Origin of the sequence: Paraprevotella xylaniphila YIT 11841, from assembly GCF_000205165.1 — a bacterium.
In the GTDB taxonomy this organism is placed as follows: Bacteria; Bacteroidota; Bacteroidia; order Bacteroidales; family Bacteroidaceae; genus Paraprevotella; species Paraprevotella xylaniphila.
Genome location: NZ_GL883865.1, coordinates 64,798 through 85,485, shown reverse-complemented (window position 1 = coordinate 85,485; position 20,688 = coordinate 64,798). Strand labels below are relative to the sequence as shown.

Here is a 20,688-nt window from a genome sequence, read left to right as displayed (position 1 = left end):
ATTCTTATTTTTTAGACGATGGGCCGGTACGGACGAGGTTTTCCCAACATTGTGCGCGCAGTCCTTCCGGTGTACAAGAGCGCAGTTCGGCAGCTATATGGTATAGTGTGTCTATGGGACGCAGGTCTTCGTCGCTTTCAAAGAAGAGACGGTCGGACGGGCAGAGCGTCAGGCTTTGCGGATGGAAACGGAAACCGAAACTGAGGTAAAAGCCTTTGCTTAACAAGCTTTCGGCCAGTTGGGGCTTTCCTCGGAAACCATGGATGATGCAAGGTAATGTTTCTGGGAAGTCTTTTTTTATGGCCAGTAATTCGTCCCATGCCTTGACGCAGTGGATGATGACGGGAAGTTGACGAGAGACGGCCAGTTCCGCCTGCCGTATGAAAAGTTCACGTTGTAGGGGAAGTGGGGTAGATGCATATTTGTCCAGTCCGGCTTCTCCTATGGATTTACAAGAAGGAGAGGCTGCCAGGCGCTCCAGTTCTTTCAGGGTTTCTTCCGGATGTGCGGGGATATACCAAGGATGGATACCGGCGGAAAAGGTTTGCCCGTATTCGGGCTCTTCGTGTCCGGAAGGAGGCAAGGGGAGGATATAGTTGCGGACAACACTCTCCGACGGAGAAGCGGCCGGCCGGTGGGCATGGAGGTTCAGATATGTTTCCATAGGCTTACGGGACGGGGTCATAACCGCTTCCTCCCCAGGGATGGCAGCGCAGGATTCGGCGCACGGCCAAGTACATGCCTTTGAAGGGGCCATGCTTGCGGATGGCTTCGATGGCGTATTGCGAACAAGTCGGCGTGAACCTGCACGACGGGGGAGTCATGGGGGAAATCACGCGGCGGTAGAACTGGATGGGAGCAATCAACGCGGCGGATAACCAATGTCGGAAACGGTCATAAGGCAGATGCATTGCCGGGGTGTTCGGCCGGGGATGCCGGAAGTTGTTCGGAAATACGCACCAACAAGCGTTTTACGCAATCGTCCACTTCGGCCGAAGCATACAATCGGTCGGAAAGCCAGAGGAATGCCACGGCCAAGCCTTGCCCGGAGGGCGTGGGTAAGGCGGATGTCAGTATGTGTTTTTGTTTGCGGTAAGCTTCGCGGATTTGCCGTTTCACCCGGTTGCGTTTTACTGCCCTTTTGAAACGCCGTTTCGAGACGGATACCAGTACGGATACAGGAGGAGCCGGGGCCTCTACGGGAACCGGCATGAAGACTACGCGAAGCGGAAAGGCCGACATGGACTTGCTGCCTCCGGCGAACAGGGCGTCTATGACGCGTTTGCTGCATAAGCGCTCCGATTTATGAAATGAAGAGTCCGGTTTCTGTTCCATAAGGTACGGTGTTGTCAGGTAAAGGAAAAAGGGTGCTTTTCCGGCACCCTTTCTTATTTGATGAGCATCAACAGTTGTGCTTCTTCACGAAATCGTCCAATGCAGCCGTGATAGACGGGTATTGCGAAGTGGGAGCTTCCATGTCCAACCGCAGTCCTGCGTCTTTGACGGCTTGGGCTGTGGCCGGTCCGAACGTACCGATGGCGATGTCTTTCTGCTCGAATTTGGGGAAGTTTTTCAGCAAAGCCTGTATGCCCGACGGGCTGAAGAAAATCAACATGTCGTAATCGAACTTCTCGTCGCTCTTGAAATCGTTGCTCACTGTGCGGTACATCACAACCTCCTTATGGATGAGTTTCTTGGCATCCAACAAATTGGTAATTTCGTCATTATGTACATCCGACAATGGAACCAGATATTTCTCTGTCTTGTGTTTCACCATGGCCGGTATCAAGTCGTCCACTTTGCCCGTGGAACCGAAGAATACTTTGCGTTTGCGGTACTGCACATATTTCTGGATGTACAGTGCAATGGTTTCCGTGATGCAGAAATACTTCATGTCTTCGGGTATCGTCACACGTAATTCTTTGCACAGAAGGAAGAAATGGTCTATGGCATTGCGTGAGGTGAATACCACTGCGGTATAATCCAATATAGAGACTTTCTGTTGGCGGAATTCCTTAGCAGACAAACCTTCAATCTTGATAAATGGTCTGAAAACTACTTCCACACCATACTTGGAGGCAATCTCGAAATAAGGAGATTTCTCGGAGGTTGGTTTGGGTTGTGAAACCAGAATCTTCTTTATCATAAGTGTCCAAATATTTTATAATAGTATGTCGTTCGTATATGTAAGTGCTTGCCATAAGCCGCACAAAGGCAGCATTTCAAGGGCACAAAAGTACATAATTAAATGGAAAAAACCATGAATTTTTGGGAAAAATATACAAAAAGTTTTATAAAAGAGTAGAAGTCTGATGAAACCCAACAACAGGCATAAACATAATATCACATCGTGGGTCGGAAGATTGAAAAAGACTGTGATTAGAGCAAGCGGAAAGAGCAGTACTCCTTCGGCCGAAATGAGGAATGAATATGATTTGAGCCAGGTACTTCTGCGTTCTTTGTCAAAAAAGATCCAATTGACAAACGTGTAAAACAGTTGCTTGAATCCTAAGTAAGTCCAACAAATCAAAACATAGATTCCCAATAGGGTATGGGAGGAAACGGGGGACATGAAGAGGTCCCGGGTAGTTTGTGTGTAATCGAAGAAAAAAAGGCTGACGAGCAATCCGCTTTGCATATAAAGGAAAACGGCGTGGCGCATTTCGCGGCCCGTCTCTATCGAGAAAAGTTTCTCCTTGTCCATGCGGTTGAGGAAAAAGTCCTGTAAGCGTTGTTTGATAAACTTTTTGCTGTTGGCGAAGATGGTCATGACTACCAGGAAACAGCAGAGCAGGATGCCCGTGACCCAGTCATCGTGGCGTAACAGGTAGGGTAACGGGTCGGCATCCATGCCGGTTGGGCGGATGTTTGTTTCAGCATGGTAATAGGGCGAGGTGCTGAAAAAGTTTTCATCGTATCGGATGCCTTGTACGGAGAGGGTACTTTTGGCCGACGGTATCTGCCATCCCGGAAGGTTCAGGGTGTCGGGACGTGTCGAACGCACGGTCGGACGTGGAGGCAGCATCGCCTGGATGGCAGAATCCTGTTGGGCCGGTGTGGCATCAGCGGGCAGGCTTTCAATGATTTGTTTCGGGTTGAATTTCTGCCGGAGGGGATACGAAGCGTTCTCGTGTGCCGGAAGAGCCGTTTGAAGTGAGTCTTTCATGTTCAAATGGCGGCAAACTTGCGGATTTCCTTGTCCCAGACAGGAGTGGAGTACAATAAGTCGATGGCTTCTGTAGGAGTGGAAGCCACTTTCCAGATGTCCAAATGGGCCGGACGCATGAAATGCTCTTCGGCGGCTCGGTCGAGCATTTTCAACAAAGGATCATAGAATCCGTTTGTATTCAGTACTACAATGGGGTTCAGATATAGTCCGAGTTGTTTCCACGTAATGATTTCGAGCAATTCTTCCAACGTGCCACATCCGCCCGGCAAGGCAATGACACCGTCTGAAAGGCGGGCCATTGTTTGCTTGCGGGTGTGCATGTCTTCCGTTTCAATCAGTTCCGTAAGCCCGGGGTGTTGCCAACCTTGTTCCACCATGAAACGGGGAATCACGCCGGTCACTTGCCCTCCGGCTTCCAGGCAGGCATCGGCGCAGGCTCTCATAAGCCCGAGGTTTCCGGCACCGTTCACCAGACGGATGCCATGGTGTCCCAAGAGTTCACCCAATTCCCGTGCAGCCCGGAAATAGCAATCGGCTATTTTCGTACTGGAGGCCGAGTATACACACACTGACTGAATCGCGTTCATCTTATAGTCCGAATGTTTCTTTGATTTGAGCAACATAATCCAATTTCTCCCACGTGAAGAGTTCCACTTCGAGGGTCTTGGTAGGCATATAGCGGCTGTGGAACTCCTTGGTCACGGTCTGCGGTTGGCGTCCCATGTGGCCGTAAGCGGCAGTCTCTTCATAAATGGGATTGCGGAGTTTCAGGCGGTCTTCGATGGCTTTCGGCCGCAGGTCGAACAACGCGTCTATCTTTTGCGCAATCTCTCCGTCGCTCAGGCTGACATGGCTGCGTCCGTAAGTATTGACGTAGATGTTCACAGGGCGTGCCACACCGATGGCATAGCTGATTTGCACTAGCATTTCGTCGGCCACTCCGGCTGCCACCATGTTCTTGGCGATGTGGCGTGCGGCGTATGCGGCCGAACGGTCTACTTTGGAGGGATCCTTCCCGGAGAAGGCGCCTCCGCCGTGGGCACCTTTGCCCCCGTAGGTGTCTACTATGATCTTACGGCCGGTCAGTCCGGTATCGCCGTGAGGACCGCCTATCACGAATTTACCGGTGGGGTTCACGTGGTAAGTGATATGTTCGTCAAACAGTCGGAGTATGGCCGGGTCGTGAATCTCGGCAATGACACGCGGCATCAGGATTGTAATGACATCCTGTCGTATCTTGTCCAACATCTTCCGGTCGGCTTCTTCTTGGTTGCCGTCGGTCGGTTGGATAAACTCGTCATGTTGTGTGGAAACCACAACCGTGTCTACGCGAACCGGTTTCCCGTTATCATCATATTCAATCGTCACTTGGCTTTTGGCATCGGGACGCAAGTACGTCATTTCTTTGCCTTCGCGTCGTATTTCGGCCAATACACGCAGGATTTTGTGGCTGAGGTCGAGGGATAGCGGCATGTAGTTTTCCGTTTCATTGGTGGCATAACCGAACATCATGCCTTGGTCGCCTGCCCCTTGTTCCATCGGGTCTTGGCGTTCCACGCCGCGGTTGATGTCGGCGCTTTGTTCATGGATGGCAGAGAATACGCCGCAACTTTCCGCTTCGAACTTGTATTCCGCTTTGGTATAACCGATACGGCGGATAGTACGGCGGGCTATTTCTTGCAGGTCGACGTAAGCTTCTGATTTTACCTCTCCGGCCACGACAACCTGACCCGTTGTCACCAATGTTTCACATGCGACTTTCGAATTAGGGTCGAAAGCCAATAATTCGTCCAATACAGCGTCGGAAATCTGGTCCGCCACTTTGTCCGGATGTCCTTCGGACACCGATTCGGAAGTAAATAAATAACCCATTTCTACGTAGTTAAATTAAAAAAATAATAATAAGAATGGGGTTTCATTGGGAAGGTATGCGTGCAGTTTCAAAACTGTATTTAGCATTTTTTACCGTGGTTGCAAGCCGCCCAAATCTATCCACATTTGTATTTACGGCTGCAAAGTTAAGGAGAAAAAAGGAGAAAATGGTGTGTCTTCCACATTTATTTAGATTTTTATTAGGTTTGAAACGTGGATTTAATTACTTTTGGACAAAGATGGCAACGTCTTGTAAATTAAAAACATTAACCTCTATATTTTTCATGAAATGAAGGGCAAATCTTTTTTCAAGAGGCTTATTCCCGTTGCATTTTACGCAATGTGTGTGGCCTCTTCCATGGCACAAGTTACATTGAATATCGATGCCGGACAGCGGGGAGCTTCCATCGGTGGTCGCCATTACGGCATCTTTTTCGAGGAAATCAACCATGCCGGCGACGGTGGGCTTTACGCCGAGCTGATTCACAACCGTTCTTTCGAGGACAATGCGTCGAACCCTGACAAATGGTGGCCTGTGGGGAATGCCCGTATGGCCGTGGTTACCGACGGGATGCTGAATGAGGCACAGGGGCACGCGCTCGAATTGGAATTCAAAGGCGCGGGCGACGGTGTGCGTAACGAGGGTTTCTGGGGCATTCATGTGGTGAGCGGGCAGACTTATCGGCTGTCTTTTTGGATAAAAGGAAGTCCTGATTATAAGGGTGTCATTACAGCCGAGTTGCAGACTCAGGGCGGTCGGAGTCTGGGTAGCCGAGAGATGACGGTGGATGTCGGCTCGGGATGGACGAAGCTGACGGCGGAAATCACGGCCACGGGAGAGGCTCGCGACGGTTGGTTCGCCCTGAAGGGTTCCGTGCCCGGCACGGTCGTATTGGACGTGGTAAGTCTTTTCCCGCCTACTTACAAAGGCCGTGACAACGGTTGCCGCATCGACTTGGCGGAAAAACTGGAAGCCATGAAGCCGTCGTTCGTACGTTTTCCCGGCGGTTGTTACGTGGAAGGGCATTATGCCAACGGAAAAACCAACCGTTTTGAGTGGAAAAACACCATCGGCCCTATCGAGGAACGTCCCGGGCACATGAACCAGAATTGGGGATATAGGGTGTCGGACGGTTTCGGATTCCATGAGATGTTGCAGCTCACCGAGGACTTGGGGGCGGAACCTCTGTTCGTGGTCAATATGGGCATGGGGCATGCGTGGGTGGAGGACTATACCCGGATAGACGAATACATCCAAGAGGCTCTCGATGCGATAGAGTATTGCAACGGCGATGCCAAAACTACGAAATGGGGCGCGTTACGGGCCAAGAACGGCCATCCCGAGCCTTTCAATCTCCGTTTATTGGAAATCGGGAACGAGAACTATAATTACAGTTCGGAAAACAATAACGACCAGAGCGACCACTATGCTGAACGTTACGAACAGTTCCGCAAGGCCATTAAGGCCAAGTATCCCGAAGTGACGCTGATTGGTAACGTGGAATCATGGGGCACGGACAATCCCAGTTGGCGTAACCCATATCCGGTGGATGCGGTTGACGAGCACTATTATAGGAATCCCTCATGGTTTGTCAACCAATATAACAAGTATGATTCTTATAGCCGGGCAAGCCACAAGATCTATGTGGGAGAGTATGCTGTGACACAGGACTATGGCGTCAATGGTCATTTGAATGCGGCGTTGGGAGAGGCGGTCTTCATGCAGGGGATGGAAAACAACTCCGATGTTTGCATCATGAACAGCTATGCCCCGATATTCGTCAACGAAAACAATTACAACTGGCGTCCGGACATGATCCGTTTCAACAGTTATACCAGTTACGGTACACCTTCGTACTACGTGCAGCAGCTTTTCCCGAACAATGTAGGAAAACAGAATGTGAAGTGGACGGAGGAAAACAACCAACTGTTGCGCTCCGGGGGCATCGGCCTGAGCACGTGGAGCACGAGTGCCACTTTCGACAACGTGAAAGTCACGGCAGGCGACGGGACGGTGGTCTTCCACGACGATTTCTCGTCCGTAAAACCAGAATGGAAGGCCGACGGAGGCACGTGGACCACTTCGGGCGGCGTGCTGAAACAGACGGATAAGGGCATGCAAGGCAAACTTTATGTCTGCGATGTGCAGCCGGGACAGGACTATACGTATGAGGTGGAAGCCACGAAGACCGGTGGGGCGGAGGGTTTCCTCATCGCCTTTAATTGCGGGGACGGAGACAATTATTGTTGGTGGAACCTCGGCGGATGGGGCAACACCCAACACGGGGTGGAAGTTTGCACCAACGGGTCGAAGACTACGGTGGCTTCCGTGAGTGGGTCTTTGGAAACAGGACATGCCTACCGTATTAAAGTCGAAGTGAACGGCACGCACGTGAAGTGCTATCTGGACGGTGCGCTCCTGCATGATTTCACTTTGCCGGTGAGCCGCAAGATATACGTCTCTTCCAATATCGACGACGAGGCAGGCGTGTTGTACGTGAAGTTGGTCAATCCGTCTTCCACACCGCAAGAGGCTACGGTTAATCTGGCACATGCTTCCACGACCGGCGGTTCGGTGGTGGTGCTGACAAGTGGGAACGGTACGGACGAGAACAGCCTGGAGCACCCGGACAAAGTGGTGCCCCGTGAGCAGGCATTGGAGGTTTCGGGCAGTAGTTTTACTTATACTGTTCCGGCCTATTCGTTGAGTATCCTTCGTTTGGACGTGAAGGACGTGGAACTTGTTCCAGAAGAAAAACCGGAATTGCCGGAGCCGTTGGTGCGGTATTCCTTCGACGGTGGGCAAGCAGCTGACGATGCTGGGAAGTTCGTTGGGAAGTTGTGTGGAGGTGCTTCCATCGTGACGATGGATGACGGCAACCATGCCCTTTATACTGGTGCTGTTGGTGAGCAAGGTTTTTTTGATTTAGGCGTGGACATGGCACGCCGTACCTTGGCCGGGTTAGATGCCGATTATACCATGTCGGTCGACATCGCCTTGCCCGGCGTAGGAACGTTGGAGGATTATTGTTGGGCATACGCTTTTGCCCATGGGACGGAGCAATACATAGGGTTGGTGAACAGCCCGGGCAACACGGGTTGGTATTACACTATCAAGGACGGGGCGAGCACGGATGCCCCTTCGCACGGAGGGTTGGCTTATGGCGTGTGGCATAATATCGCATACGTGCAGTCGGGCGGCATGGGGCGGCTTTACGTGGATGGTCGTCTGGCCAGTGAGCAGCAAGTAACGCAACGTCCGGACAACGTGGCGGAACGTCTGACGGAAGCCTATATCGGGCGTTCGCCCTTTGCCGCAGATGCCTTGATGGCCGAGGTCTTCTTCGATGATTTCCAGATTTATGACGTGGCTTTGGACGAAGGGCAGGCGAGGGAACTCTATGCCCGGGTGAAAGACCGTGCGGCGGAGTCGCGGGAAGTGGCCATGAGTGTTGGGCGCGAAGGACTGGCACGGTTTATGAAGAAGTTCAACTGTTTGCATGCCACGACGGAATTACCCAACATGATTTCCGACAAAGTAGGCGTGGAATGGCTCTTGTCCGTAGGCCAAGGCTATGAGGATGCCGTTGCTTTAGAGGATGGGAAACTGGTGGTACGCGCCCTGCCGCAAGGGGATGAGGCTGTCCGTGCCGGGGTGTTGTCTGCCAAGTTAAGTTGCGAGGCCGACACGGTGGTAGTGGAGTGTCCGGTGATGTTGGCACCCGATGACAACCGCTATGGTTACTTGTACTGCTTCATGAACGCAGGAAAGGAAATCACCAATTTCGCACTCGGTGCGAAGGAAGATAAAGGCCGTGTGTTCCACGTATTGTTGGACGGGGAAGAAATTTTCGACACGGAACAGGTGGCAGGAATAGAACATGGCACGCGTGACGCCTATATAGGGCGCGCTGAAGCGTCGGACGGCTATTTCATCACGACCACCGACATGAAACAGCACGCTTCCGGCGTGTGGAACAACCACGGCATCAACTTGGTACGTTCCCGGGATTTGATACATTGGGAGGGTACGACGTTCGACTTCAACCGGGGGAAATCCATCTTCTCCGACCCCGATGTCACGACGGGCGTATATGACACCGATGAGGAATATGCCCGTATCAACCGTGTATGGGCACCGCAGTTCATCTGGGACAAGGACTATAACGGGGGAGAAGGTGCCTATTTAGTGTATTATTCCATACTTTCCACGAACGAAGGCGACAACCATGACCGTATTTTCTATTCCTATGCCGACCGGGAGTTCAAGACGCTGACCCAACCCCGTGTCTTTTTCGACCCCGGAATCTCGGTAATCGACGCGGACATCGTGTATAATCCCTACGACAGCCTCTACCACATGTATTACAAGCGTGAAGGGGCTTCGGGTACGGAACGGGGTATTTATGAAGCTACAAGCAAGAAGTTGGTGGGTGGTACTTGGACGGAAGTGATGCACGTGACGAACGAAGGTTCGGAACAGGTGGAAGGTTCCAGTACGGTGCGCCGCATCAATGAAGACATGTACAACCTGTATTATATGCGTTACTCCGGAGGCAATGCCTACAAGTATTGCGAGACCGACCATTTAGGATTGAACGTGACGCATTCCTCCAACGTGGAAGGGACCGGAGCGTTCCAGCACGGTTCCGTCATGACGGTGACGGAAGAAGAATACCGCCTGTTGCAGGCATGGAGCGACGTGCGTTTGTACCTGCCACGTGTGCGGGAAGTGAAGGAGGAGAGCGGCAGCCAAGTGTTCGATGCCGCCATCCGGCAAGCCGAAAAAGCGTTGGACCTGACTTCCGTGCCGGAGTTGGCCATGGCTTTGCCTGCGGCCTACGAAGCCCTGAAAGCGGCGATGGAAGCCTATACGAGGGATTTGTGCGCCGGTTGGACGCCCGGAGAGGAAGTAGACCTTACCTGGCTTTTAGTCAATCCCGATTTTTCGGAAGGCAGCAAGGGATGGGAAGGCACGCCTTTTACGGCGGCTTCTTCCGGCGTGGCTGAGTTTTATGACAAGGTTTACGACACTTATCAGGTGTTGGAACGTATGCCGGCCGGTACATACCGTCTTCGCGCCCAAGGCTTTTATCGCTATGGCGACAAGGCGGAAGCCTATAACGCGCATCAGGACGGTTCGGAACAGTTTTTGGCCGGGCTGTATCTCAATAACAGCCGCCAGACGTTCATGTCTTTGTTCGACGGTTCCGCTCCCTACACTTACAATCCCTATACCTATCCCGACGATGTGCGGTCGGCTGACAATGCCTTCAACCGCGACGGGGAATACCGTGCCAATGAAGTGGAATACGAGCTATTGGCGAAAGGGGATTTGCGGGTCGGTCTGGACAAGACTGAGTATAGGTACCACGACTGGAACTGTTTCGACAACTTTAGGTTGCTGTATGTCGGCAAACCGACTGCCATACGTGAAGTGACGGGGTCGGCTGCGGTTCCGGTGGATGTGTACACCGTGAGCGGCGTGAAAGTGCGCAGCGCGGTCATGCCGCATGAAGCCGTGAACGGACTTCCGCACGGGATTTATATCGTGGGTACGAAGAAATTTGCGATTAAGTGAGCGCAGGCCGAGCTTGCTCGAAGCCTGCCGAGCGTGAGCAAATTATGCAAATTTGCGATTAAGTGAGCGCAGACCGAGCTTGCTCGAAGTCTGCCGAGCGTGAGCAGATTATGCAAAGTCGTGGTGGATTGAGGTACTTCATATTTCTCTTCGTCATTTGTATGTGTATTCTGTCTTTGGATATTTGATATAGGATTCCCTCTTTATGTCGACAAAATGTAAGCTATATGCCGATTTTTGGGGTGATGAAATGAGCCTGAAAAGTACATTCCGTGTAATTTTCAGGCTCATTTGAATACATATATTCACATTTCGGCCTCGTTTTTCATGTATCTAAAGCATTTTTAGGAATCAGTCTCAGCCGAATGATTTTCCGTTCGGCTGAGAAAACACTTTTTATCTGCGCAGGACTTTTTGTGTTTGTCCGCATGTCGTTGGAAAAATCGGCTTCGGGCGGTACGTAGGTGTGTCCCGATGGCCTGTTTTTCTTTTAAATGGAAGCCCGTTCCTGTCCAAATCCGTGTGGCAAGATGATGGGCCGGGAAGGCTATGGGCTTACGTGGTGTGTAATGGCTTGCGCACGGGATGATGGCTTTGTATGCAGGAAGTAAGCGTAAGGGAGGGAATGAGTGACACGAAGGATTTTGCAAGGCACGCGAGAATCGTGTTTTTTCGTCCGTGTGCGCCATCATGCAAGAAAATGAAATCCTAAGGGTGTTGGATTGGCAAATTGACAGAATGTAAGGATGGACAGGAGAACGGAATGCACTACTTGTCCCCGTGGCCGCGCAGTGCTTTCAGGTTGCGGATGAGGCCCTCGTATTTTGCCCGTTTCACGGCAGAGCCTTTGAAGAGCATCCGGTAGTGTTCCACGTCCAACCGCACCCAGTCTTCCTCCTCCATTTGCAGCAGTTCGGGACGGGGAGTGAAGGCCGGTTCCGTGGTGGAGATGGCGGAACGCAAATGAGGACAGGCACGCAGGCAACGGTCGCAACCGTAGAAATAAGGATACATCCGGGCAGCAACCTCTTCGGGAATTCCGCCCCGGTTCTCGATGGTCAGGTAGCTCAGGCAGCGGCGGGCATCCAGTCCGCACCCTTCTTCCAAGGCATGCGTGGGGCAGGCTTCGATGCAACGGCGGCAGGTGCCGCAACGGTCGGTGGGGAAAGGCGTATCGTAGGCATCCGCCGGTAGGTTGAGCATCAGTTCGCCGAGGAAGAATGCACTGCCCGCCCGGGGGATGACGAGCTGGGTGTGGCGGCCTATCCACCCCAAGCCGCACCGCCAGGCCCAATAGCGTTCCAGTACCGGTGCCGTGTCGCAGAAGGCACGCCCTTGCAAGGTGCCTTCCGGCGTACTGTGCCGCAGGGCTTCGAGCAGGCCGTTCAGTTTCTGCCGCATGATGTCGTGGTAGTCCTTCCCGTAAGCATACCAGGCGATTTGCAGTTTGTGGTCCGGGATGGGCGTGGACGGGTGGTAGTTCAGGGCCACGCTGACCACCGTCCGGCATCCTTCCACGAGGAGGCGGGGGTCAAGCCGTTTGGCTTCATGCCCTTCCATGTAAGCCATACCGGCCTGCCGTCCTTCGCCGAGCCAGCGTTTGAAGAAAGCGGCGTGCTGAGGGGCGACCGGTCCGGCCGGGGCCAGTCCGCAAGCAGAAAAGCCGAGGCGTGCGGCCTCGGCTTTTATTTGAGTGGCAGAGAGTATGTTTTTTGTCATTCTATCACTTTGAAAACATATCCTTGGTCTTTCAGCCATTGCAGGGATTCGGGCAAAGCCGTTTGCAGCTTGTCGATACTTTTCAGCGAGTCGTGGAACGTGATGATGGAACCGTTGCGTGCGTAGCGTTTCACGTTGTTCACCACGTCCTCCGCCGTCACCCTTTTGCTGTAGTCACGCGTCACCAAGTCCCACATGATGATGCGGTAGTGCTTGCGTAGCAGTTTGAATTGCAGCAACCGCATCCACCCGTGTGGAGGGCGGAAGAGGTTGGTATGCAGCAGGCGGTTGGCTTTGTCTGCATTTTCCAGATATTCTTTGCATGAATGCCGGAAGCCGCCGATGTGGTTGAACGTATGGTTGCCGATGCGGTGCCCGCGTTCGACGACCATGCGGTAGATGTCGGGATGCTTGCGCACGTTGTCTCCCACCATGAAGAAAGTGGCCTTGATACCAAACCTGTCCAATGTGTCTAACACAAACGGGGTGGCTTCAGGTATCGGTCCGTCATCGAATGTCAGATAGACTACTTTCTTCTTGCGGCTCATCCGCCATATCGCGGTCGGATATAGCCACCGGAGGAATACTGCGGGTTGTTCTATGAACATGGATTCCTGGGTTTCAGACTGGGATTACAAGCTTATTCCTCTTTGATGGCAACGTGAAGCATAGTTGTTCACTTCCATGATGCACTCTTCGGCTTTCTTCTTGTCTGCGGCCTCCCAAGTTTTCGCGATGCTGTTCAGGATGTAGAGCTGTGTGAGGCATTCCCGTGACGATTGCAACAGTCGCGGCGTGCTCAGGCTCAGGTACCATTCCAAATATTCTTTCGCGTTTTGTCGTGCAGCTTCGAGCAATTTGCCTCCTTCTGCCTTATGGCCCAGTGACAACCACGCCCTGCCCAGTTCGATGGAATGTCCGTAGATGGCTTCGTGCGGGACGATGCTGCCCGGAATTTCTTCCTCAGCCCGTTGCAGCACTTTCAATGCCTTCTCTTTCTTTCCTTCTTTCAGCAGCTGTTGGGCCAGTTGGTTGAAGAGGCGGCGGTGTGTGTAGCACATGCGTATCACGGTCTCGTCGAGGTAGATGTCCGGATTCTCTTTCAATCCACCGTATTTGAACTTGTTCATCATGTTGTCGTACATCCTCTCGCTGTCGATGGTGCGGCCGCTCTGTTTGGTGTCGAACGGTGTGATGCGGCAGGCAAGGCCTTCCTGTACGAAGTTGTCGCCCAGATGTCCGTAATTGTCGGGACCTACCGTCGTGGACATGTAGAGCGGGCGTTCCCAGTTGGCCTGCGAAATCATTTCCAACATCATCATCTCACTCTTGTAGACGGCGCGTTTGCCTTTGAGCGAGATGTGCATCACGTCGGGAATAGAATCGGCGGCAATCATCATGCCCGAGCGTTTCACGGCTTCCTTGTCCACCGTCACCACGATGCTGTCGGTCGGGAAAATCTGCAAGTCCGGGTTGTCGTTCAATATCCAGTGCCGGATGATGTTCTTCAACTCATACGGGTTGTCGCCCAACATCTGTTTCAGGTCTTCCGGACTGTCTTTGTAATAGTCGATGACTTGCTGTAGGGCATCGGGTTGCACGGGGATGCCTTCGCGTGTGCCGGTGACGTATTGCAGACGGGTCCAACTGATGGGCAACGACGGCGAATCGTAGGCCGGGCGGCGCATCTGGTCGATATACCAGTCTGTCTGCAGGTAACTCAAGTTGCAGACACGGGCATCGGTACGCACGCCTTCCGTTTCCTGGTTGTACCACAACGGGAAGGTGTCGTTGTCGCCGTTGGTGAAGATCACCGGATTGCCCTTGGCATCCATGGAGTTCAGGTAGTTCTGTCCGAAGTCGCGGCAGGTGTAGCGTCCGCTGCGGTCGTGGTCGTCCCACGTCTGTCCGGCCATTTGTATGGGGACGAACAGGGCGAGCAGGCTGACCAAAGAGGCAGCGGTTTCCGGCACCTTGAGACGTTTCAGCCCGTCTACGATAGCGGCTACACCCATACCTACCCAAATGGCGAAGGCATAGAACGAACCGGCGTAAGCATAATCACGTTCACGCGGCTGCAACGGTGTCTGGTTGAGGTAGACCACAATGGCCAGACCGGTCATGAAGAACAGGAAGAAGACCACCCAGAACTGGCGTACGCCTTCTTGGTTCTTGTAAGCCTGCCAGAAGAGTCCGATGAGTCCCAACAACAGGGGCAGGCAGTAGAATACATTATGTCCCTTGTTCTCTTTCAGTTCGGTGGGCAGTTTGCTTTGGTCGCCCAGACGGGCATTGTCGATGAACGGAATTCCGGTCAGCCAGTTACCGTGTTCCAGTTCGCCATTACCCTGTATGTCGTTCTGCCGTCCGGCAAAGTTCCACATGAAATAACGCCAGTACATGAAGTTAATCTGGTAACTGAAGAAGAAACGCAGGTTTTCGCCTTGCGTCGGTACCTTTACCATTACCATTTGTCCGCATTGGTCGTAAGGCACTTGCTTGCCTTCCACGCCGCCCATCCAGTCTTCGTAAGCCCTGACGTGCTCGGGGCGGTCGGAATACATGCGCGGGAACACCATGTTCTGGGCATAGATTGGTTCCCTGTCGTAGTACACGATACGGTAAGCATCTTTCTCATCGGCGGAATGTTTCTCCACACGTTGGTAAATCGGTGCCCCTTCTTTATATTCCGGCATGCAGTAGCCGTCTTTGGTCTCTAACTGCACCTTTGAAGTGTAGGCCTGCCCGTAGAACAACGGACGGCTGCCGTATTGTTCACGGTTCAGGTATTGTCCCAACGTGAAGATGTCCTCAGGTGAATTTTGGTCCATCGGCGGATTTGCCGTGGAACGGATGACAATGACGGCGTATGTGGAATACCCGATCATGATCATCAGCATGCAAAGCAATGAGGTGTTCATGACGCGGGGGCTGATGAGCGGTTTTCCCTGTACCTTGCGGCTGAGGATGAAAGCCAGAATGCCCAAAACGATGACTCCGATGACGAAGCTGCTCCATCCGTATCCGTAGAAAGGAATACCCAACATGCCTACGGCTACCAGATAGGCGATATTCATGCGGCGACGGCTTTTCTGGACAAGCGTTTCACGGATAGCCCAAAGTACGGTGGCTATCAGGCAGAAAATATAGAAAATAAGACCGGTGTTGAACGGAAGTCCCAAAGTGTTGACGAAGAACAGCTCGAACCATCCGCCTACTTTCACGATGCCCGGTACGATGCCGTACAATACGGCGGCTACCAGGATAAAGGAAGCCACCAAAGCCCAAAGTGAACCTTTCAGGTTGGCATCGGGATTTTTCTTGTAATACCAAATGAGCACGATGGCCGGCAAACAAAGCAAGTTCAGCAAATGCACACCGATGGAAAGCCCTGTCAGGTAGGCAATCAGTACGAGCCAACGGTCGCTGTGAGGCTCGTCAGCATGTTCTTCCCATTTCAGGATGAGCCAGAACACCAATGCCGTAAACAAGGATGAATAAGCGTAAACCTCACCTTCTACGGCACTGAACCAGAATGTGTCGCTAAAAGTATAGACCAACGCGCCTACCAAACCGCTACCTTCGATGGTAATCAATTTGGCTGTTGTTATCTGGCTGTAGTCACTGCATACCAACTTGCGTGCCAGGTGCGTGATGCTCCAGAAAAGGAACAGGATACAACCGGCACTCATCAACGCCGACATCGTGTTGACCATCAGGGCTACTTGCGAAGGGTCGTTGGTAAATTGCGAGAACAAGTTGGCCGTAAGCATGAAGAAAGGCGCACCGGGCGGGTGTCCCACTTCCAGTTTGTAGCCGGTAGTGATAAACTCCGGACAGTCCCAGAAACTTGCGGTCGGTTCAATGGTGGAACAGTAAACCCACGCGGCAATAGCAAATGTAATCCATCCCAAAAGAGTGTTTACAAGTTTGAACTGTTTCATTGTTTTGCTGTTATTTGATTTTGTTTTTATCGGTCAAGTTGCAAAATTAGTAACTTTTTCCTTTTTGTACGGCTCTTTCCTGAATTTTAAAAGGTTTGTCGGCCGTTTTAACTATGTTTGTGACATTTTAGTACACGGTGGGGATAGTTGCCGTGTCCTACCAAATCTATGGGGCAGTTGAACTTGTCTTCGAGCCAGCCTTCCGGCAGTTCCGTATCCGGATGGTAGTCGAGGGTCTCGTTTACGCAGGCGATACTCTTCACGTTTTGCAATACGGAGCCTAAGTCGTGACTGACAAGTATGATGGCGCTTTCGCGGTTGATTTCTTCTAATTGTTGGTAGAGTTGTGTTTCGAACCGCTTGTCTATATAGGTATTCGGTTCGTCCAATATGACCACGTCCGGCTGCGCGATGATGGCACGGCCGAGCAGGGCGCGTTGCAACTGGCCGCCGCTGAGACGGCCTATTGGGCGGTCGGCCAATGTGTCCAACCCCATGCGGCAGAGCATGTCCCGCGTGGCTTGGTGCTGTGCCTTGGAATAACGCTTCCAGAAGCTTTTCCGCAGTCCCGACAGCACGACCTCGTAGACCGAGATGGGGAAGTTCTTGTCTATTTTGTTGTATTGGGGCAGATAACCCATGCGGATGGAGGGGACGGGGCGGCCTTCACGGAAGAAGGTGACTGTCCCGGACATCGGTTTTTTCAACCCGAGAATCGTTTTGATTAAAGTGGTCTTTCCACCGCCGTTCGGGCCGATGACACCCAAAAAGTCATGGGCATATACCGTCAGGTCGATGTCCCGCAAGACTTGTTTGCCGTCATATCCTACCTGAATCCGGTTTAATTGTATAAGTGGGGTTATTTTCATTGTGCGTGCAGTGTACGGGCTATTTTCAGCATTTCTTCTTTCCACTCGTAAGAGAGCGGGTTGATGTCTACGAGGTGCGTGCCGGTTTCTTTGGCTATGAGTTCCGCGTTTCTCCGGTCGAATTCCTGTTGGACGAAAATGGTGCGGACTTGTTTTTCTTTGCAAAGCCGGATGAGCCGGACGAGTTGTGCCGGGGACGGTTCCTTACCGTCGGTTTCTATGGCGATTTGCGTGAGTCCGTAGTCCTGTGCAAAATAGGTGAGCGTGGGGTGGTATATAAGGAATGCTTTGGGGTGCAGGCTGTCTACGAGCGTGTGTATGCTGTCTTCCGTGGCTTGCAGGTCGGCCAGTGTCTGTTGCAGGTTCCGGCGGAATTGCCGGGCGTGTGCGGTATCAAGTTTGCAGAGCGCGGCACAGATGTTTTGTGCAATGGCCTTCATGCGAGCCGGCGAAGTCCATACGTGCGGGTCAGTTTCGTTTTCCGGTTTGTCGGGCGTGCCGTGATGATGCCCCTCTATGAGCTTGATGCCTTCCGAAGTCCGGACGAACGGGACTTCGGGTGACGTTTGCCGGAATCGGTCTGTCCAAGTACGTTCAAAGCCTAAATCGCCGATTGTGAAATAGACCAGACTTTGCCTGAGTTTCATCATCTGTTCGGGAGTCGGCTCGTAAGTCTCGGGGCTGCTGCCTTTCGGTACAAATGTTTCCACGTGGAATCCGTCGCCTGCAATGCGTTCTGTAATGTAACGCAACGGTTCGATAGATACGGTAATAACCGGTCGCTGTGTGCCTTTGTTGTCTGTACGGCCGGACGGTTTGCATCCGGTGAAAAAGCAAAGACATGCCACGAGGTAAAACAGGAAGGGACGTAATCTCATTTGCATTAAAATAAAGTGACGGTATAAACTAAAATAGCGTAACGTACCAGTTTTCCAATCGTAATGGAAATCAGGCATATCAGCCAGTTGGCACGCATGAAACCCAATGCCACGGAAATGGCATCGCCGATGACGGGAACCACACACAAGATGCCGCCCACCCATGCGCCTTTCCGTTCCATCCAATGCTGTGCTTTCTCCACGCTTTCCCGTTTCACACGAAGGTATTTTTCTACCCATTCCATACGGCCGAGACGTCCGATGCTGTAATTGAACATGCTGCCGCCTACGTTTCCTATGGTGCCCCATACAAGCAGTAAGAGCGGATCAAGTCCGGCCAGTTGCAGGCCGACCATGACAGCTTCGGAACTGAACGGGAATACGCTGGCTGCCAGAAATGCCGCCAGAAACATGCCCCAATAGCCGTATTGTATCAGAAAGTCAACCATTGCGTCCATATATTCAGGAAAGATAAAGCTGCAAACATGAATAGGAACAAGATGAATACCGCATCGGTAAACCTTTTGCTTGTCAAGGCAAAGTAGTGGGACAGGATGGGAGCGGAGTTCATGACTAATAGCCCCAAAAGAACTTGGAAATGTACCGGTTGCAAGGCCATGAGCAGTACGATAAGAAGTTCTTGTGTGAGGATGAGATATAGAAACATTCTCGTGCGTATCTTGTCGTTAAAGCTAGTGCGTATGCCATGCAGGGCGGCAATGATGGTGAAAGCTATGACCAGTCCTATGGTGCTGATTTGTAAAAAGTCGAAATTCCGATAGTTCTCATAATATATCGGTTGGAAAAGGATAAGTTCCCGGAAATGTCCGGTGAACCGGCCGAAGTCTTCCGTATAAAGGAAGTATCCGGCCATGAACCAGTAAGGGAGAATCAAACCCGTCATGGCCGCCCAAAACGTACGCCACGTCAGCGAACGGAGGTAGACGGCGGTGTACCAAAGATAGAACGGGGCGAAGAAAAGCAGTTGCGGGAAAAACAAGCTGCCTATGCCGAGACAGAGAAATGAATGGAAAATCGGGCTTACGGCTTCCGTTTGCTGATAGGATTTGAACAGCAGGTAATAGGATGCCAACACGAGGCAAGAAACGATTAAGCCGTCTTGCAGGGGATGCAGGCAGAATATACATCCCGTCATCCACAGGTAAATGGACGGTGTCAGCCGGCTGCGGATACGGATGAGTGAATGGGCGTTGTTGGTTTCCACCCAGAAGTAGGCTGTCAGGCCGCAAACGCCCCATCCCAACAGGCGGTCGAGCGTATAGATTCCTTCCGCACACCACAGCAGTGTGGTGAGAAAAGCGGCTACGGGCAGTGTGAAATTGCTCGTAGCCACCTTGTTCTGGAACCTGTTACTCCTCATTTCGTTATAGGTCTTGACCGATGTCGGAGCGGAAATACTTCTTCTCGAACCGGATTTTCTGTGCCTGGCTGAAAGATTGCTTCAAGGCTTCTTCCTTATCCTGTCCGTAAGAGCTGACGGCGATGACCCGCCCACCGGCTGTAACCACCTGTCCGTCCTTCAAAGCCGTGCCGGCATGGAAGACGATGCTGTCCTGTACGTCTTCGATACCCGTGATGGGGAATCCTTTTTCGTAGGCTTCGGGATACCCGCCGGATACCAACATGACACATACGGCACTGCGTTCGTCGATTTCCAGTGTCCGTCGGTCGAGGTCGCCTTGTGCCACACCTTCCAGAAGGTCCACCAGGTCGCTCTTCACACGGAGCATGACACTTTCTGTTTCCGGGTCGCCCATGCGTACGTTGTATTCGATGACCATCGGTTCGCCTTCCACGTTAATCAGTCCGAAGAAGATAAATCCTTTGTAGTCGATTCCTTCTTCGGCCAATCCCTCTACCGTGGGGCGGATGATGCGGTCTTCGACTTTCTGCATCCATTCCGGGGTAGCGAACGGGACGGGAGATACGCTTCCCATGCCTCCGGTGTTCAGGCCGGTGTCATGTTCTCCGATTCGTTTGTAATCCTTGGCTTCCGGCAGGATTTTGTAGTTCCGCCCGTCAGTCAGTACGAATACGGAACATTCGATTCCGCTAAGGAATTCCTCTATGACAACCGATGAAGAGGCTGTGCCGAACATGCCGCCCAACATTTCTTTCAGTTCTTTGCGGGCTTCTTCCAGGGTGGGCAGGATGAGTACGCCTTTCCCTGCACAAAGTCCGTCGGCTTTCAGTACGTAAGGGGCTTTCAGGGTTTCCAAGAATTTCAGGCCTTCTTCCAACGTCTCCCCCGTGAACGTGCGGTAGGCGGCTGTCGGTATGCCGTGGCGTTGCATGAATGCCTTGGCAAAATCTTTGCTGCCCTCCAGTACGGCACCTTGTTTGGACGGCCCGATGACCGGGATGTCTTTCAGTTGGCCGTCGTTCTTGAAGAAATCATATACACCTTTGACCAAGGGATCTTCCGGACCGACTACTACCATGTCCACGCCTTTGCTGAGGACAAATTGCCTGATGCCTTCAAAATCATCGGCTTTGAGCGGTACGTTTTCCCCCACACTGCCCGTACCCGCATTTCCGGGTGCGACGTACAGTTGGTCCACTTTCTTGCTTTGGGCGATTTTCCAGGCCAGAGCGTGTTCGCGCCCTCCGCTGCCTAACAGTAATATCTTCATAT

General features: G+C 52.3%; 16 protein-coding genes. 1 reads left to right on the top strand and 15 read right to left on the bottom strand.

Annotation, left to right across the window (positions count from 1 at the left end):
* Window positions 1-4 precede the first annotated feature (4 nt).
* The 7 genes from HMPREF9442_RS09305 to metK all read right to left on the bottom strand — a co-directional run bounded on the left by HMPREF9442_RS09305 (window position 5) and on the right by metK (window position 5,041).
* Entirely contained in the window at window positions 5-664 is a 660-nt protein-coding gene (locus HMPREF9442_RS09305) for a TatD family hydrolase (protein ID WP_253271077.1), read from the bottom strand.
* 4 nt (window positions 665-668) lie between these two features.
* Entirely contained in the window at window positions 669-911 is a 243-nt protein-coding gene (gene yidD, locus HMPREF9442_RS09300; RefSeq protein WP_008627887.1) for a membrane protein insertion efficiency factor YidD, read from the bottom strand.
* Complete coding sequence (gene rnpA / locus HMPREF9442_RS09295; protein WP_008627885.1) at window positions 895-1,335, bottom strand: ribonuclease P protein component; 441 nt, start codon at window positions 1,333-1,335, stop codon at window positions 895-897. The genes yidD and rnpA overlap by 17 nt, the downstream gene beginning before the upstream one ends.
* A gap of 67 nt (window positions 1,336-1,402) precedes the next feature.
* Window positions 1,403-2,146 (bottom strand): uroporphyrinogen-III synthase, encoded by a 744-nt coding sequence (locus HMPREF9442_RS09290; protein ID WP_008627883.1) that lies wholly within the window; start codon window positions 2,144-2,146, stop codon window positions 1,403-1,405.
* Between the two features lie 15 nt (window positions 2,147-2,161).
* Window positions 2,162-3,166 (bottom strand): DUF4271 domain-containing protein, encoded by a 1,005-nt coding sequence (locus tag HMPREF9442_RS09285; protein ID WP_008627882.1) that lies wholly within the window; start codon window positions 3,164-3,166, stop codon window positions 2,162-2,164.
* Between the two features lie 2 nt (window positions 3,167-3,168).
* Complete coding sequence (locus tag HMPREF9442_RS09280; RefSeq protein ID WP_040602894.1) at window positions 3,169-3,756, bottom strand: LOG family protein; 588 nt, start codon at window positions 3,754-3,756, stop codon at window positions 3,169-3,171.
* Window position 3,757: 1 nt separating this feature from the next.
* Window positions 3,758-5,041, bottom strand: a complete 1,284-nt coding sequence (gene metK, locus HMPREF9442_RS09275) for a methionine adenosyltransferase (protein ID WP_008627873.1) — start codon at window positions 5,039-5,041, stop codon at window positions 3,758-3,760.
* 358 nt (window positions 5,042-5,399) lie between these two features.
* On the opposite strand from metK, the gene HMPREF9442_RS09265 reads away from it, so the two are divergent.
* The gene (locus HMPREF9442_RS09265; protein WP_253271076.1) at window positions 5,400-10,622 is read left to right on the top strand and encodes an alpha-L-arabinofuranosidase family protein; all 5,223 of its coding nucleotides are present in this window, start codon (window positions 5,400-5,402) and stop codon (window positions 10,620-10,622) included.
* Window positions 10,623-11,390: 768 nt separating this feature from the next.
* Here the strand turns inward: HMPREF9442_RS09265 and queG are convergent.
* The 8 genes from queG to purD all read right to left on the bottom strand — a co-directional run bounded on the left by queG (window position 11,391) and on the right by purD (window position 20,686).
* The gene (gene queG, locus HMPREF9442_RS09255) at window positions 11,391-12,341 is read right to left on the bottom strand and encodes a tRNA epoxyqueuosine(34) reductase QueG (protein WP_008627867.1); all 951 of its coding nucleotides are present in this window, start codon (window positions 12,339-12,341) and stop codon (window positions 11,391-11,393) included.
* A complete protein-coding gene (locus HMPREF9442_RS09250; RefSeq protein ID WP_008627866.1) occupies window positions 12,338-12,949 on the bottom strand; it encodes a polysaccharide deacetylase family protein in 612 nt (203 codons plus the stop codon). Before HMPREF9442_RS09250 ends, queG begins: the two co-directional genes overlap by 4 nt.
* A gap of 24 nt (window positions 12,950-12,973) precedes the next feature.
* Window positions 12,974-16,285: a DUF2723 domain-containing protein gene (locus HMPREF9442_RS09245; protein ID WP_008627865.1), complete on the bottom strand. Its 3,312-nt coding sequence runs from the start codon at window positions 16,283-16,285 to the stop codon at window positions 12,974-12,976.
* A gap of 107 nt (window positions 16,286-16,392) precedes the next feature.
* Window positions 16,393-17,154 carry a metal ABC transporter ATP-binding protein gene (locus HMPREF9442_RS09240; protein ID WP_008627863.1) on the bottom strand — a complete coding sequence of 254 codons (762 nt, stop codon included), beginning with the start codon at window positions 17,152-17,154 and terminating at the stop codon, window positions 16,393-16,395.
* Window positions 17,151-18,032 (bottom strand): metal ABC transporter solute-binding protein, Zn/Mn family, encoded by an 882-nt coding sequence (locus tag HMPREF9442_RS09235; RefSeq protein WP_253271075.1) that lies wholly within the window; start codon window positions 18,030-18,032, stop codon window positions 17,151-17,153. Before HMPREF9442_RS09235 ends, HMPREF9442_RS09240 begins: the two co-directional genes overlap by 4 nt.
* A 5-nt stretch (window positions 18,033-18,037) precedes the next feature.
* On the bottom strand, window positions 18,038-18,490 hold the full coding sequence (locus HMPREF9442_RS09230; protein ID WP_008627860.1) for a YqaA family protein: 453 nt from the start codon (window positions 18,488-18,490) through the stop codon (window positions 18,038-18,040).
* Window positions 18,466-19,413, bottom strand: coding sequence for a hypothetical protein (locus HMPREF9442_RS09225; RefSeq protein ID WP_008627859.1), 948 nt, complete (start codon window positions 19,411-19,413; stop codon window positions 18,466-18,468). Before HMPREF9442_RS09225 ends, HMPREF9442_RS09230 begins: the two co-directional genes overlap by 25 nt.
* Before the next feature lie 4 nt (window positions 19,414-19,417).
* Window positions 19,418-20,686 (bottom strand): phosphoribosylamine--glycine ligase, encoded by a 1,269-nt coding sequence (gene purD / locus HMPREF9442_RS09220; RefSeq protein WP_008627857.1) that lies wholly within the window; start codon window positions 20,684-20,686, stop codon window positions 19,418-19,420.
* Window positions 20,687-20,688: the final 2 nt, after the last annotated feature.

Excerpts from the sequence above, each read along its gene's own strand:
- HMPREF9442_RS09305 (WP_253271077.1), bottom strand. The coding sequence starts at position 664 with ATGGAAACATATCTGAACCTCCATGCCCACCGGCCGGCCGCTTCTCCG.
- yidD (WP_008627887.1), bottom strand. The coding sequence starts at position 911 with ATGCATCTGCCTTATGACCGTTTCCGACATTGGTTATCCGCCGCGTTG.
- rnpA (WP_008627885.1), bottom strand. The coding sequence starts at position 1,335 with ATGGAACAGAAACCGGACTCTTCATTTCATAAATCGGAGCGCTTATGC.
- HMPREF9442_RS09290 (WP_008627883.1), bottom strand. The coding sequence starts at position 2,146 with ATGATAAAGAAGATTCTGGTTTCACAACCCAAACCAACCTCCGAGAAA.
- HMPREF9442_RS09285 (WP_008627882.1), bottom strand. The coding sequence starts at position 3,166 with ATGAAAGACTCACTTCAAACGGCTCTTCCGGCACACGAGAACGCTTCG.
- HMPREF9442_RS09280 (WP_040602894.1), bottom strand. The coding sequence starts at position 3,756 with ATGAACGCGATTCAGTCAGTGTGTGTATACTCGGCCTCCAGTACGAAA.
- metK (WP_008627873.1), bottom strand. The coding sequence starts at position 5,041 with ATGGGTTATTTATTTACTTCCGAATCGGTGTCCGAAGGACATCCGGAC.
- HMPREF9442_RS09265 (WP_253271076.1), top strand. The coding sequence starts at position 5,400 with ATGGCACAAGTTACATTGAATATCGATGCCGGACAGCGGGGAGCTTCC.
- queG (WP_008627867.1), bottom strand. The coding sequence starts at position 12,341 with ATGACAAAAAACATACTCTCTGCCACTCAAATAAAAGCCGAGGCCGCA.
- HMPREF9442_RS09250 (WP_008627866.1), bottom strand. The coding sequence starts at position 12,949 with ATGTTCATAGAACAACCCGCAGTATTCCTCCGGTGGCTATATCCGACC.
- HMPREF9442_RS09245 (WP_008627865.1), bottom strand. The coding sequence starts at position 16,285 with ATGAAACAGTTCAAACTTGTAAACACTCTTTTGGGATGGATTACATTT.
- HMPREF9442_RS09240 (WP_008627863.1), bottom strand. The coding sequence starts at position 17,154 with ATGAAAATAACCCCACTTATACAATTAAACCGGATTCAGGTAGGATAT.
- HMPREF9442_RS09235 (WP_253271075.1), bottom strand. The coding sequence starts at position 18,032 with ATGAGATTACGTCCCTTCCTGTTTTACCTCGTGGCATGTCTTTGCTTT.
- HMPREF9442_RS09230 (WP_008627860.1), bottom strand. The coding sequence starts at position 18,490 with ATGGACGCAATGGTTGACTTTCTGATACAATACGGCTATTGGGGCATG.
- HMPREF9442_RS09225 (WP_008627859.1), bottom strand. The coding sequence starts at position 19,413 with ATGAGGAGTAACAGGTTCCAGAACAAGGTGGCTACGAGCAATTTCACA.
- purD (WP_008627857.1), bottom strand. The coding sequence starts at position 20,686 with ATGAAGATATTACTGTTAGGCAGCGGAGGGCGCGAACACGCTCTGGCC.